Consider the following 14,030-nt stretch of genomic DNA (forward strand, 5'->3'; position numbering starts at 1 on the left):
CTGGGCCGCCGTCAGGTAGTAATTGGGCGGAGGGTCAGGCGGGGAGGAGTTCGGCGAGGCCCGCCTCGATGACGTCGAAGGCGTCGTGGAGCAGCTCGTCCGAGATCGTCAGCGGCGGCAGGAAGCGCAGGATGTTGCTGAAGGTTCCCGTGGTGAGCACGAGGACGCCGTTCTTCGCGCAGTAGTCCGCGATCTTCTTCACCAGATCCGCGTTCGGCTCGATCGAGTCGTGCTCGACGAACTCGGCGGCGATCATGGCTCCGCGGCCGCGGATGTCGCCGACCTCGGGGTATTTCGACTGCAGCTTGGTCAGACGGTCGACGATGATCTCGCCGATGTGTCCGGCCCGATCGGCCAGTCCGTCCTCCTCATAGGCGGCGATCGCACCGAGGGCGGCGGCACATGCGGTGGGGTTGCCGCCATAGGTTCCGCCGAGGCGGCCCGGTCCGACCGAATCCATGATGTCCGCGCGACCGGTCACAGCCGACAGCGGCAGGCCACCGGCGATGCCCTTGGCCGTGGTGATGAGGTCGGGGACGATGTCTTCCCATTCGGAGGCGAACATCTTGCCGGTGCGGGCGAAGCCGGCCTGGACCTCGTCGGCGACGAAGACGATGCCCTTCTCGCGGGCGTATTCGACCAGCGTGGGCAGGAAGCCCTCGGCCGGGACGATGAAGCCGCCTTCACCCTGGATGGGTTCGATGACGATCGCGGCGACGTACTCGGAGCCGATCTGCTTCTCGATCATCGTGATGACGCGCTTGGCGGCATCCTCACCGCTGATCTTCGTGCCGGCCGCGTCGTTATCACGGAACGGGTAGGACATGGGTGCACGGTAGACCTCACCGGCGAAGGGACCGAAGCCGGCCTTGTAGGGAGCGGCCTTCGCGGTCATCGCCATGGTCAGGTTGGTGCGGCCGTGGTAGGCGTGGTCGAAGACGACGACGGCATCGCGGCCGGTATGGGCGCGAGCGATCTTCACGGCGTTCTCGACAGCCTCGGCGCCGGAGTTGAGCAGCACGGTGCGCTTCTCGTGGTCGCCCGGGGTGAGACGGTTGAGGGCTTCGGCGACCTCGACGTAACTCTCGTACGGGTTGACCATGAAGCAGGTATGGGTGAAGGCCTCGATCTGGGCCTTCGCATTCTCGACCACACGAGCGTTCGAGTTGCCGGCCGTGGTCACGGCGATGCCCGAGCCGAGGTCGATGAGCTGGTTGCCGTCGACGTCCTTGAGGATCGCACCTCCGGCCGCCACCACATAGGCGGGAAGGCTCGAACCGACACCGGTCGCCACGGCTGACTTGCGACGCGCCTCGAGTTCACGGGACTTCGGTCCGGGGATCTCGGTGACGAGTTGACGTTCCTGCGGCAGAGCTTCGCCGCCAATTTCCAAAGCTGTCATACAGGGAAGAATAGGGGTTCGCGACGGTTTTTGTCACTTGCCGTCCGCGGGGTGAGCAGAACAGCACGATTCGCTCGTAGACAGGTGCGGAATCCGCAGCGACGCGGCAGTCGGGAATCAGCGGTTGCGACCGCGTGCATCGACGTCGCGATTGCGCCCCGGCAGCTGCTGTTCGTGCTCGCGCACGGGGACCACGATGGTCTCCTGGGCACCGACGACACGGTCGCCGTCACTCATCTCGAAGCTCAGCGGCGCCTCGGGCGAGAGGTTGCGTTTGACCACGGCGAGCCCGATCGGGCCGAGCTCCCAGTGCACGGTCACCGAAGTCAGGGTTCCCACGGACCGTTCGGATCCGCGGACCTCCGCGAGCACCTCGGTGCCGGGGTCCGGGGCGATGTGCCCGGACCCGTCGAGGTGGACGAAGACCAAGCGCCGAGGCGGCTGACCGAGGTTGTGGACACGTGCCACCGCCTCCTGGCCGCGATAGCAGCCCTTGGCCAGGTGCACGGCCGTGCGCAGCAGGTCGAGCTCACCGACGAGGGACTTGTGATCGATCTCATTGCGCCCCGGTCGCCAGGCGGCGATCCGCAGCGCCTCCCACGCGTCGAACCCTGCCATGGCGAAATCGTTCGCGGACAGCCCGGCGAGATCGGTGCGTCTGACGATGCCGATGACGAACGGGGTCTCGAGTCCGGGATGGTCGGTGCCGGCGACCTCGAGGCCGAGGTCGACCTCGGCGTAGGACGCGGAACCGGTGCCGATGTGCGGCCAGGGGTCGGACCACAGCTTCGTCACGGGCAGCTTCTCCGGCAGCGCGGTGACAGCTCCGAAGCACTGGTAGTCGTCGCTGAGGTCCTCGATCTCGACCCGCATCATGAAGACCATCCTGCGGAGGAAGTCGAGGGTGTCGTCGGTGTTGAGGTCGCTGATGGCCCACAGGGCCTCACCGTCGTCGACGATCTTCAGCCAGCCCTCGATGCGGCCGTTGGGGTCGAGCACGAGGGTCTCGGTGGACACACCTGGGGCCAGAGCGTCGATCTTCTGCGAGGTGATCGAGTTCAGCCACGTCAGACGGTCGGGTCCGCTCAAGCGCAGCACCCGCAGATGGGCGAGGTCGACCAGACCGTCCTTCTCTTCCAGGACGCGCTGCTCACGCAGCGATGCCCCGTAGTGGATCGGCGTCTGTGCCAGATCTCCCGCTCCGAGCACCGCGGTCGAGCTCAGCCCGCGGGCGAGCGAGGAACGACGCACCGCATCGGCGGGGGTGTCGGGAGTCTCCGGCGACGGCGAATCGGATGGATCGGAATTCGGCGACGCGTGTTCGGTCATCTCAGGACAGCTTCTTCAATCTGGCGGAGGAGTGGGAGGCGAGTTCATGGCCCATGGCCGCCATATCCCAGGCCCACATCAGTTCGCCTCCGACGAGTCCGTACATCCGCGTCGAGGCGGTGTACTCCTTCGAGGTCTTCGTGCGGGCGACGACATCGGTGGCGAGGTCGATGCGCGGGCCCTTGACGGTGCCTGCGTAGAGTTCCATGACTCCGTGCGGGTGAACGATCTCGGCTTCGAGCTCGAACGCGTCGTCGTTGGTGCGCAGCGTCTCGACGGCAGCGGCAGAGGTGAAGCTCTGGTCGGCGGTGGGCACCATCATGCCCGGGCCGACGTCGCCCTCATCGCGCTGACGCACCAGCTGCCAGATGCCGGTCTCGAGAGTCAGGGTCGATTCGAGTTCCCCGCCCTCGGTCAGCAGCCACGCATGCGCGGTGTACTGCAGGTACGGGGTGCCTTCGTGGGCGACGAAGTCGACGCGTTGGCCGAACTGCTTCTCAGGCGTATCCGCGTAGCCGACGACTCCGACGCCTTCCCACGACCCGATCAGCCAGGACAGGGGGACGAGCTCCGGATGGACCGAGGCGTCAAGTTCGATCATCGGTCTCAGCGGTTGTCTTTGAACAGCGCGGTGACGACCTTGACTCCCACGCCCAGGGCACCGAGTGCGGCGATGCCGACGAGGCTGGAGAAGACGATTTCGAGAGCAACGAGATTTTCCATGCCCTCAGTCTACAGTTCCCGGCAACTCGATGTGCATCCGGTCCGCCGGCACAGACGACCGGCACAGTCCCGTCTGGATGGGTGCTCAGAGAGCGATGCGTTCGAGAGCGTAGACGACGACACCGCCGAGGGCGATCGGGGCGGCGCCCAGGGCGAGCTGGACGGCGAAGCTGCGCGCCTTCTCCACGTTCTTCTTCAGTTCGATGTTCTGCGAGGCCTCGAGGCTGGCCGCCTGGAACTTCGCGAAGGCGACGAGTCCGAGCATCCGGTCGACGGCGGCGACGAGCAGACCCATGACGATGCCGAGGACGAGCGCGGTCGGCCATGAGATCGCATGTTCGAACACGAGCACGGAGAGGATCCCGGCGACAGCAGTCGCCATGGCGATGGCCAGGGGTGAGGTGTAGATCGCCGGCCACGGCAGTGCGGTCATGCACTGGGCGATGAGCAGAGCGTAGAGGCCGACGACGATGGCCTCCTTGTCGCCGGGCACCGTGATCGCCGCGACCCAGGTGCTCGCGGACAGGACGATGACGAGGCCGGAGACCTGCGCGGACACGTTGGCGACCGCGTCCGAGGCACCGATTCCACGAGTGAGGTTCTGCACGAACGTCCACAGCAGGCCCAGGCCCGCCAGCACCGGCAGCCAGTCGAGGTAGGGCGCGGTGTCGTCGTTCCAGGCGGCGAACAGACCGGCCACCCCGAAGAGGGCGAGCATGATCGACGTCGCCCGCGGCTGCGGGGAGTCCGTCAGGCGCGGCCACCCGTAGGCGACGCCTAGGACGATGAGCCCGGTCGCCAGCAGGAACAGCGTGTAACCCCAGTACACGGAGGTACTCAGGGCCAGCACCAGCACCAGGGCGACGGCTACTCGAATCCATCTGATCACAGCACTATCGTGCCTCATCCGGTCGCGGCTTCGCGATTTCGCACTCGCTATACTTCTATTCAGACGACAGACGCCGAGGAGGTGGAGGCAGCACATGCGGATCCTGCACATCTGCCCCACGGCTCGCCTCGAATCCCCCGTCGCCCCCGAATCGCTGCAGTACCTCGGCCACCAGGTCAGCCGCCTCGGCGCCGAGGCCCTGACCACCGCCGATCGCGAGTCCCTCGACGCCGACGTCGTCATCGCCGACGCCTGCATCGACTTGTCCCTGGCCCCGCGGATCGCCGAGGTGCTCACCCACCGCAGCGTCACCGCTCCCGTCATCGTCGTGCTCGGTGAGGGCGGACTGGCGACCGCCTCGGCGAAGTGGGGTGTCTCGGACTTCATCCTCACGACCGCCGGCCCCGCCGAGGTGGAGGCCCGGCTCCGCGTGGCCCGTGACCGTCACCGGCAGGCTCCGTCCCCCGGCCCCTACTCAGGTGGGGCGCGCTTCGGCAGCTCGTATCTTCCCGGTGCCCCCGCTGGCACCGCCACCGGCAGAGGACCGGTGCGCACCGCTCGCGGTCCCCTCGATTCCGGGCGCGGACCGGTCGCCACCTCTCGTGAGGCCGGTACGCAGGGGTACTTCGGCGAGGGCGTCGAGGGCGGTCCGTGGAATGCCGATGGTGAGCCGATGATCGTCGTCACCGGCACCCTGCGCATCGACGAGACCGCGTTCACCGCCGACCTCGGCGGCCGCAGCCTCGACCTGACCTACCGCGAATTCGCGCTGCTGAAGTTCTTCGCGATGCACCCCGAACGCGTCTTCACCCGCGACGAGATCCTCCTGGCCGTATGGGGCGACGACTACTTCGGCGGCACCCGCACCGTCGACGTGCATGTCCGACGCCTCCGTGCGAAACTCGGCAAAGACCTCGAGAACGCCATCCACACGGTGCGCAACGTCGGCTATCGGTTCAGCGCCGACAGCGTCACCGATGACGAGGATGAGGGCGAGGAGAACGACCCGGCCGACTCCGCGGAATCAGGCACGGCCGACACGGGAGAGACGACGAGCACGGAGGACGTGAAGGTATGACAATGACGGCCAGCGGAGCGGTCACGGGCACGCCCATCGACACCCTCACCGAGGCGGAGCAGGCGTTCCTCGACCGCGTGGCCGCCGCCGACGGCGCAGCCGAGATCTCCGGCGGGCTCATCGCCATCGCCACCGGAGAGGACACCTCCCACGAGGCGCAGACCACCTCGAGCGTGTGGCGCGTGTACGCCGACGCCGAGCTCATCGGCTTCGGCATCCGCGCCCTGCAGGGAGAACGGCACGCTGCCGAATTCCTCATCGCTCCCGAACACCGCGGCACCGGCCTCGGCGAGGAGCTGCTGAGAACGATCCTCGACGAACAGCCCGAGGCCTGGTGCTGGTCCCACGGCGACCACCCGGCCGCCGCGCACCTCGCGAAGAAACACGGGCTCGGCCGTGATCGCGTGCTCTACCAGATGCGCACCGACGCAGGTCTGAGCCTGGCCGACCTGCCGGAGACCGACGCCCCCGACGGCGTGGAGATCCGCTCGTTCGCACCGGGAGACGAAGACGGCTGGCTGGCCGTGAACAATGCCGCCTTCGACTGGCACCCCGAACAGGGTGCGCAGACCCGAGCCGATATCGATGCCATCGTCACCGCCCCCGATTTCGACCCGAAGACGGTCATCCTCGCCGTCCGCGACGGCGAGGTCATCGGATTCCACCAGACGAAGATCACGGACACGGAATCGCAGGGCCGCCTCGGCGAGGTCTATGTCGTCGGGGTCGACCCGCACATCCACGCCAAAGGGGTGGGCAAAGCGCTCACGGTCGAAGGTCTGCGACGGATGGTCGCCGACGGCGCCCGGGCCGTCGAACTCTACGTCGAATCGGACAACGCTCCGGCGCTAGGCTTGTACGAGCGATTGGGCTTCCACGTCGCGATCGCGCACGTGGCCTACGCCCCCGCAGGCACGACAGGCGAGAAGGAGTAGAGCGTTGTACGACATCGCAGCAGCCGGCCAGGAGCTGGGTCTGCCCGACCCGACCGACCGCTTCCTCGATCGCGAACTCAGCTGGCTCGCGTTCAACGAACGCGTCCTCGACCTCGCCTCCGACCCGGAGATCCCACTGCTCGAGCGGGTCCGCTTCCTCTCGATCTTCGCGACCAACCTCGACGAATTCTTCATGGTCCGCGTCGCCGGTCTCAAACGTCGCATCAACACCGGCCTGGCCGTGCCGAGTGTGACCGGTCGGATGCCCGCGCAGGTCATGCATGACATCGGCGTGCGCGCCTACGAACTGATGAGCCGGCACGCGGCCCTGCTCAAGGACGACATCGGCCCCCGCCTCGACGCAGAGTCGATCACGAAGGTCCAGGTCGAGGACCTCACCGGGGACGAACGCGCCCGCGTCGACGAATTCTTCTTCGGTCACGTCTTCCCCGTCCTCACGCCCCTGGCCGTCGATCCCGCCCACCCGTTCCCCTACATCTCGGGGCTCTCGCTCAACCTCGGCGTGCTCCTGCGCTATCCGGAATCCGGCAAGGAGCTCTTCGCCCGGGTCAAGGTGCCCCCGCGCCTGCCCCGGTTCTTCAACGTCGCCGAGGCGACCGACCGACCCGCCGGACGCGACGTCCCAGCCCGCTTCGTCGCCCTCGAGGACATCATCGCCGAACATCTCGGCACGCTCTTCGAAGGCATGGAGGTCATCCACCACTCGACCTTCCGCGTCACTCGCAACGAAGATCTCGAGGTCGAAGAGGACGACGCGGAGAATCTGCTCAAAGCCCTGGAGAAGGAGCTGCTGCGCCGCCGCTTCGGACCGGCCGTGCGGATGGAGATCACGGAGAACATCCACCCGCGGGTCCTCGAGATGCTCAAGGACGAACTGGGCATCCACGAATCCGAGATCTACCACCTGCCGACGCCGCTCGACCTCTCGGGCATGTCCGACATCGCCGACGTCCCGCGCGATGATCTGCACTATCCGAAGATGGTCCCGCAGATGAACAAGGACCTCTCGCTGCGCGAATCCAGCGATCAGGTCGACGTGTTCTCGGCCGTGTCGAGCCGCGACATCCTGCTCCATCACCCGTACGACTCGTTCTCCACGAGCGTGCAGGCATTCCTCGAACAGGCCGCCGCGGACAAGAACGTGCTCGCGATCAAGCAGACGCTCTACCGCACATCCGGCGATTCGCCGATCATCGATGCCCTCGTCGATGCCGCACAGGCCGGCATCCAGGTCCTGGCCGTCGTCGAGATCAAGGCCCGCTTCGACGAGGAGGCCAACATCACGTGGGCGCGCAAGCTCGAACGCGCCGGCGTCCACGTCGTCTACGGCATCGTCGGGCTCAAGACGCATGCGAAGCTCTCCCTCGTCGTCCGCCAAGAGGCCGAGGGACTGGCCCGCTACTGCCACGTCGGGACCGGCAACTACCACCCGAAGACCGCACGCGGCTATGAGGACTTCGGCCTGCTGACCAGGGACACAGCCGTCGCCGATGATCTGACGAAGCTGTTCAACCAGCTCTCCGGCTACGCACCGCGCTCGGAGTACTCACGCCTCCTCGTCGCTCCCACCCAGGTGCGCACCGGGCTCGTCGAACTCATCGAATCCGAGATCGCCATCGCCGAGGCAGGCGGTGCCGGGCAGGTGCGGATCAAGGTCAACTCCATCGTCGACGAGGCCATCATCGATGCCCTCTACCGGGCCTCGAGGGCCGGGGTGAGCGTCGAGGTGTTCGTCCGCGGCATCTGCGCACTGCGACCGGGAATCGAAGGACTGAGCGAGAACATCACCGTCCGCTCGGTGCTCGGTCGGTTCCTCGAACATTCCCGTGCCTTCGTCTTCGGCAACGGCGGGGACCCGATCGTCTACATCGGTTCGGCGGACATGATGCACCGCAACCTCGACCGGCGGGTCGAGACCCTCGTGCAGATCGTCCAGGACAACCACCGGGAGGAGATCATCGACCTGTTCGATCTCGCCTTCGCGGACACCACCTCGGCGTTCGAGCTCGCCGGTGACGGAAAGTGGACCCGACGCACCCACGATGCCGACGGCAACGTCCTCATCGACTATCAGACGGAGCTCATCCGCCGGCACCGCAAGCGTCGGCGGATCGGTGACGAAGCGTGAGTGGTCCCTCTCCGGTCGATACCGCGCAGGCGTCGTCTCGCGTCGACGCCGATGTGCTGGCAGCCGGAGCCGTATGCTGGAGGCACGGGGCCGACGGCCTCGAGGTCGTCCTCATCCACCGTCCGAAGTACAACGACTGGTCCTGGCCCAAGGGCAAGGTCGAACCCGGTGAGACCCTGCCTGAGGCGGCCGTGCGCGAGGTCAAGGAAGAGACGGGATTCGACATCCACCTGGGCATCCCCTTGCCCACTGCCGAATACATGGTCGGAGGGAAGAAGCTCAAAAAGGTCTTCTACTGGTCCGCCCAGGTCAAGGGCGATCTCCCCTTCGCCCCGATGAACGAACGCGAGGTCGACCGGGCACAGTGGCTGCCGATCGAGAAGGCGCGGACGAAGCTGACCTCCTATGCCGATCGAGATCAGCTCGATGCCCTGGAGAAGTACGATTCGACGGACGCGCTGTCGGCGTGGCCGCTCATCCTCGTCCGCCACGGCAAGGCGTTCCCGCGGTCGAAGTGGTACGAGACCGAGCATGTCCGCCCTCTCCTCAAGCTCGGCACGCGGCAGGCGATGGCGTTGACCGGACTGCTCGGTGCGTGGGAGACGAAGAAACTCATCTCCAGCCCGTGGAAGCGGTGCATGGCGACCCTGGCTCCGTTGTCGGCGGCGACGGGAAGGTCGATCAAGAAGGTGACGACGCTGTCCGAGAAGGCCACGGCGGCGAACCCGAAGAAGACCGCGCGGTGGGTCGAGAAGATCCTCGAGAAGGGCAAGCCCGTCATCTTCTGCACGCACCGTCCGGTGCTGCCGACGATCTTCGAGGTCTACCGCTCGCACGCCCCGCAACGGGTCGTCGAAAAGCTGCCGAAGGAGGACCCGTACCTCAAACCCGGCGAGGTCCTCATCGCCTACGTGCGTCCGGGTCCGGTGCCGCGCATCGTCGAGATCGAACGCGTCCGCCCGATCGACGGCTGAGCGGCCGGGTAGGGCCGCCTCGGCGATGGCAGAGTCCTGACGGCAACGATCCTTTCACGAATACAGCCCGGACTGTGACCGAGCACTCGGAACTGCGCGGATCCTTCAGCCGTCATTCATCTTCCATTCACGTTCCAACTCCTTGCACTTCACGCGTGATCCTTAGCGTGGACAGCGAACAATCGAGAACTCTCGAGCTGTCTCCACAACATGAAAGGCATCTTCGTGAAGATGAAGCATCTCGCCCCCTCCGCAGCGATTCTCGCGGTCGGCGCTCTCACTCTCTCAGCCTGCGGCGGAGCCTCGGCGACCGGAGAGGAAGCCAGCGGCGGCGACAGTGACCTGCAGGGCACCCTCACCGGCATCGGCGCCTCCTCGCAGAAGGCGGCCATGGATGCTTGGACCGCCGACTTCACCTCACAGAACTCCGGCGTGACCGTCAACTACTCCCCCGACGGTTCGGGTGCCGGTCGTGAGCAGTTCCTCGCGGGCAACGCCCAGTTCGCCGGATCCGACGCGCACCTCGATGACGACGAAGTGAAGGCCGGCAAGGAAGCCTGCGGTGCCGACGGAGCCTACGAGTTCCCGGTCTACATCTCCCCGATCGCCGTGACGTTCAACGTCGAAGGCGTCGACGAGCTCAACCTGTCCCCCGAGACCATCGCGAAGATCTTCAAGGGCGACATCACGAAGTGGAATGACGAGGCGATCAAGAAGGACAACCCGGACGCCGATCTGCCCGACACGAAGATCACCGCCGTCCACCGCGCCGACGACTCGGGAACCACCGAGAACTTCGCCGAGTACCTCAAGGCCACCGCCGAGAAGGACTGGGACGCCGAGGTCGACGGAAACTTCCCGAAGGAGTACGGCGGCGAAGCCGCTCAGGGCACCGACGGCGTCATCCAGACCGTCTCGGACACCGACGGAGCCATCGGCTACGCGGATGCCTCGGCCGTCGGTGAGCTGGGGACCGCCAAGGTCAAGGTCGGCGACGAGTTCGTCGAGCTCTCCCCCGAGGCCGCGACCAAGGTCGTCGACTCCTCGGAGAAGGTCGAGGGACGCAGCGAAGGCGACCTCGCCTTCGACCTGGCCCGCGACACCACCGAGTCCGGCGCCTACCCGATCGTGCTCGTCTCCTACCACCTCGTCTGCTCCTCCTACAAGGATCAGGAGACCGTGGACATGGTCAAGGCCTGGGAGAAGTTCGTCGTCTCGGAAGAAGGACAGAAGTCGGCCGCCGATTCGGCCGGTTCCGCTCCGCTCTCGGACGACCTCCGCTCGCAGATCGAGAAGGTCATCGACTCGATCAAGGTCGCAGAGTGAGCATCTCCGAATTCCATGAACGTGGTCTCTGACCTCGAAGAATAGCCAACCGGGAGCGGCGCAGAGGCCCTGCGCCGCTCTTCGGTGCCTGTGGGACCATCCGGGTTCCACCACAAGTCACGTGAGGAGTACTTGTGCCGACCAGCACACAGACCACCGAGTCAGGCCCAACAGGGCCGGGCTCCGAACCCGAGGCCGAGCAGCCGGTGCCGGCCTCGAAACCCGCCGGGCGAGCATCCAAGGCCGTCGTCCGTCCCGGTGACCGCATCTTCTCAGCCGCCACACTCATCGCCGGCATCCTGATCCTGGTCATCCTCGCCGGTGTAGCCCTGTTCCTGCTCGCGCAGTCGAAGGACACTATTGAAGCGCAGCTGACCGATCCCTCGCAGATCACCGGCGGCAAGGGGTTCTTCTCCTACGTCTGGCCGCTGGTCGTCGGCACGCTCATCTCCGCGGCGATCGCGCTCGTTGTGGCGACCCCCTTCGCCCTGGGCATCGCGCTGTTCACCACGCACATGGCGCCGCGCAGGCTCGCCCCTGTGCTCGGGTACGTCATCGACCTCCTCGCCGCCATCCCCTCGGTCGTCTACGGCCTGTGGGGCATCGCCCTGGCCGGCAACCTCACCGGCTTCTACCTGTGGCTGTCGCAGTGGTTCGGTTGGATCCCGATCTTCGCACCGGCCGCCGACGGCTCGGTGTCGCAGACGGGGCGCACTCTCCTCACCGCCTCGCTCGTCCTGTCGATCATGATCCTGCCGATCATCACTTCGCTCACGCGTGAGATCTTCCTCCAGACCCCACGTCTGCAGGAGGAGGCGGCCCTGGCGCTCGGTGCCACGCGCTGGGAGATGATCCGCATGGCCGTGCTGCCGTTCGGCAAGTCCGGCATCGTCTCGGCGACCATGCTCGGCCTCGGCCGCGCCCTGGGCGAGACGATGGCCGTGGCCATGATCCTCTCCCCCGGCGTCCTCACCGCCTCACTCGTCGTCAGCGGCAACCAGACCATCGCCTCTGAGATCGCGCAGAACTTCCCGGAGGCCGCCGGCCTGCGCCTGTCCGAGCTCATCACGGTCGGCCTCGTGCTCTTCGTCATCACCCTGCTGGTGAACATGGGAGCCCGCGCCATCGTCGCCCGTACTTCGGTGAAGGGAAGCTGAGAAGAATGACCACCGCAGAAACTGTCGTCTCCAAGCCCGCGAAGCTGACGTCGAAGCAGCTGCCCAAGGCGACCCCGTGGGTCATCGCAGCGGCCTCGATCCTTGCGGCGATCGTCATCAGCTTCATCGCCTTCGGCGGCTTCAACATCCCCGTCGTCGCCGTCCTCGCCGGCCTCATCAACATGGTCGCCGTGTTCGTGCTCTCCGCCTCCTACGAAGGTCGCCGCAAGGCCGTCGACCGGGTCGCGACCACGGTCGTCACCTCGACGTTCATCCTCGCGTGCGTTCCCCTCGTCTCGCTCCTCTGGCTGACCGTGTCCAAGGGCGGGGCCGCGATCAGCGGCGACCTGCTGACCCGGACCATGCTCGGCATGAAGGGTGTGCTCGATCAGCAGTACGTCGCTGGAGAGGCCACTCTGGCCGGCGGCTTCTATCATGCGATCGTCGGCACCGTGCTCATCACCGTGGCCGCGTGCATCATCTCGATCCCGATCGGCGTCCTCACCGCCATCTACCTCGTCGAGTACGCGAACAAGAACCGCCTGGGCAAGGCCATCACCTTCCTCGTCGACGTGATGACCGGCATCCCCTCGATCGTCGCCGGCCTCTTCGCCTTCGCCCTGTTCTCGACGGTCGCGAACCTCATCATGCCCGCCTCAGCAGGAATCGCGAAGACCGGTTTCACCGCTGCTGTAGCCCTGTCGGTGCTGATGATCCCGATCGTCGTGCGCAACACGGAGGAGATCCTCCGGCTGGTGCCGATGGATCTGCGAGAGGCCTCCTACGCCCTGGGCGTGCCGAAGTGGAAGACGATCATGAAGATCGTCCTGCCCACCTCGGTGTCGGGTATCCTCTCGGGTGTCACCATCGCCATCGCGCGCGTCATCGGTGAGACCGCTCCGATCATGGTCACCGCCGGCTTCGCGAAGACCCTCAACTGGAACCTCTTCTCCGGCTGGATGTCGACACTGCCGACGTTCATCTACGATTCGCAGCTGCGCCCCGTCTCCCCCGGAGCCGCCGCCCTCGCCAGCTCCGAGCGCGCCTGGGCCGCAGCCCTCGTGCTCGTCCTGCTGGTCATGGTGCTCAACCTCCTCGCCCGCATCATCGCGAAGGTGCTGGCTCCGAAGGCCGGACGCTGATGGGCAGCTTTCGTTCCTCTAGACTCATCAATATCCACGGATAGGAAACACAATGTCCAAGCAGATCGACATCAAGGATCTCGACATCTTCTACGGTGACTTCCGGGCCGTCGACAGCGTGCAGATGCAGATCAAGCCCCGCTCGGTCACCGCGTTCATCGGGCCCTCCGGCTGCGGCAAGTCCACGGTGCTGCGCACACTCAACCGCATGCACGAGGTCATTCCCGGTGCCAGCGTCTCCGGCGAAGTCCTCATGGACGGCACCGACATCTACGGCGCCGGCGTCGACCCCGTCAACGTCCGCCGCGAGGTCGGCATGGTCTTCCAGCGGGCGAACCCGTTCCCGACCATGAGCATCAAGGAGAACGTGCTCGCCGGGGTACGCCTGAACAACAAGCGCCTGTCGAAGTCCGAGGCCGACGACCTCACCGAGCGTGCCCTGCGCGGAGCGAACCTCTGGAACGAGGTCAAGGACCGCCTCAACCTGCCCGGTTCCGGACTCTCCGGCGGTCAGCAGCAGCGCCTGTGCATCGCCCGCGCGATCGCCGTCGAACCCGAGGTCCTGCTCATGGACGAACCGTGCTCGGCCCTCGACCCGATTTCGACGCTGGCGATCGAGGACCTCATCAACGACCTCAAGGACAAGTACACGGTCGTCATCGTCACGCACAACATGCAGCAGGCCGCACGCGTGTCCGACAAGACCGCGTTCTTCAACATCGCCGGCACCGGCAAGCCGGGCAAGCTCATCGAGTTCAACGAGACCTCGGCGATCTTCTCCAACCCGGACAAGGAAGAGACCGAGAACTACATCTCCGGCCGCTTCGGGTGATGTGAGGCTGCGACTGCGTCGGGGAGCTGAGTGCTCCGGCGCGGTCGGTCGGAGGTCCGAACCGAGCGCTGGACCCGTCATGCCGACGGGTCCA

12 protein-coding genes are annotated in these 14,030 nt (G+C 66.2%); 8 read left to right on the forward strand and 4 right to left on the reverse strand.

Going from position 1 to position 14,030, the window contains the following annotated elements:
- Positions 1-34: 34 nt before the first annotated feature.
- The 4 genes from gabT to GUY23_RS15575 form a co-directional block, all read right to left on the reverse strand.
- On the reverse strand, positions 35-1,402 hold the full coding sequence (gene gabT, locus GUY23_RS15560; protein ID WP_166973917.1) for a 4-aminobutyrate--2-oxoglutarate transaminase: 1,368 nt from the start codon (positions 1,400-1,402) through the stop codon (positions 35-37).
- Positions 1,403-1,519: 117 nt separating this feature from the next.
- Positions 1,520-2,731: a CAF17-like 4Fe-4S cluster assembly/insertion protein YgfZ gene (ygfZ, locus tag GUY23_RS15565; RefSeq protein ID WP_166973920.1), complete on the reverse strand. Its 1,212-nt coding sequence runs from the start codon at positions 2,729-2,731 to the stop codon at positions 1,520-1,522.
- A gap of 1 nt (position 2,732) precedes the next feature.
- Positions 2,733-3,332, reverse strand: coding sequence for an FABP family protein (locus GUY23_RS15570; protein ID WP_166973923.1), 600 nt, complete (start codon positions 3,330-3,332; stop codon positions 2,733-2,735).
- Between the two features lie 207 nt (positions 3,333-3,539).
- Positions 3,540-4,343 (reverse strand): ammonia permease, encoded by an 804-nt coding sequence (locus tag GUY23_RS15575; protein ID WP_228282441.1) that lies wholly within the window; start codon positions 4,341-4,343, stop codon positions 3,540-3,542.
- A gap of 94 nt (positions 4,344-4,437) precedes the next feature.
- On the opposite strand from GUY23_RS15575, the gene GUY23_RS15580 reads away from it, so the two are divergent.
- The 8 genes from GUY23_RS15580 (at position 4,438) to pstB (ending at position 13,936) form a co-directional block, all read left to right on the forward strand.
- Entirely contained in the window at positions 4,438-5,421 is a 984-nt protein-coding gene (locus GUY23_RS15580) for a winged helix-turn-helix transcriptional regulator (RefSeq protein ID WP_166973926.1), read from the forward strand.
- A 2-nt stretch (positions 5,422-5,423) separates the two neighbouring features.
- Complete coding sequence (gene mshD, locus GUY23_RS15585; RefSeq protein WP_228282442.1) at positions 5,424-6,356, forward strand: mycothiol synthase; 933 nt, start codon at positions 5,424-5,426, stop codon at positions 6,354-6,356.
- A 4-nt stretch (positions 6,357-6,360) separates the two neighbouring features.
- Positions 6,361-8,505 carry an RNA degradosome polyphosphate kinase gene (locus GUY23_RS15590; protein ID WP_166973932.1) on the forward strand — a complete coding sequence of 715 codons (2,145 nt, stop codon included), beginning with the start codon at positions 6,361-6,363 and terminating at the stop codon, positions 8,503-8,505.
- Positions 8,502-9,479 (forward strand): NUDIX hydrolase, encoded by a 978-nt coding sequence (locus GUY23_RS15595; protein ID WP_166973935.1) that lies wholly within the window; start codon positions 8,502-8,504, stop codon positions 9,477-9,479. Before GUY23_RS15590 ends, GUY23_RS15595 begins: the two co-directional genes overlap by 4 nt.
- Positions 9,480-9,704: 225 nt before the next feature.
- Positions 9,705-10,805, forward strand: coding sequence for a phosphate ABC transporter substrate-binding protein PstS (gene pstS / locus GUY23_RS15600; protein ID WP_166973938.1), 1,101 nt, complete (start codon positions 9,705-9,707; stop codon positions 10,803-10,805).
- Between the two features lie 206 nt (positions 10,806-11,011).
- Entirely contained in the window at positions 11,012-11,962 is a 951-nt protein-coding gene (pstC, locus tag GUY23_RS15605) for a phosphate ABC transporter permease subunit PstC (RefSeq protein WP_166976271.1), read from the forward strand.
- A gap of 5 nt (positions 11,963-11,967) precedes the next feature.
- The gene (gene pstA, locus GUY23_RS15610; RefSeq protein ID WP_166973941.1) at positions 11,968-13,104 is read left to right on the forward strand and encodes a phosphate ABC transporter permease PstA; all 1,137 of its coding nucleotides are present in this window, start codon (positions 11,968-11,970) and stop codon (positions 13,102-13,104) included.
- Positions 13,105-13,156: 52 nt separating this feature from the next.
- A complete protein-coding gene (pstB, locus tag GUY23_RS15615; RefSeq protein ID WP_166973945.1) occupies positions 13,157-13,936 on the forward strand; it encodes a phosphate ABC transporter ATP-binding protein PstB in 780 nt (259 codons plus the stop codon).
- Positions 13,937-14,030: the final 94 nt, after the last annotated feature.

Source organism: Brevibacterium atlanticum, assembly GCF_011617245.1.
In the GTDB taxonomy this organism is placed as follows: Bacteria; Actinomycetota; Actinomycetes; order Actinomycetales; family Brevibacteriaceae; genus Brevibacterium; species Brevibacterium atlanticum.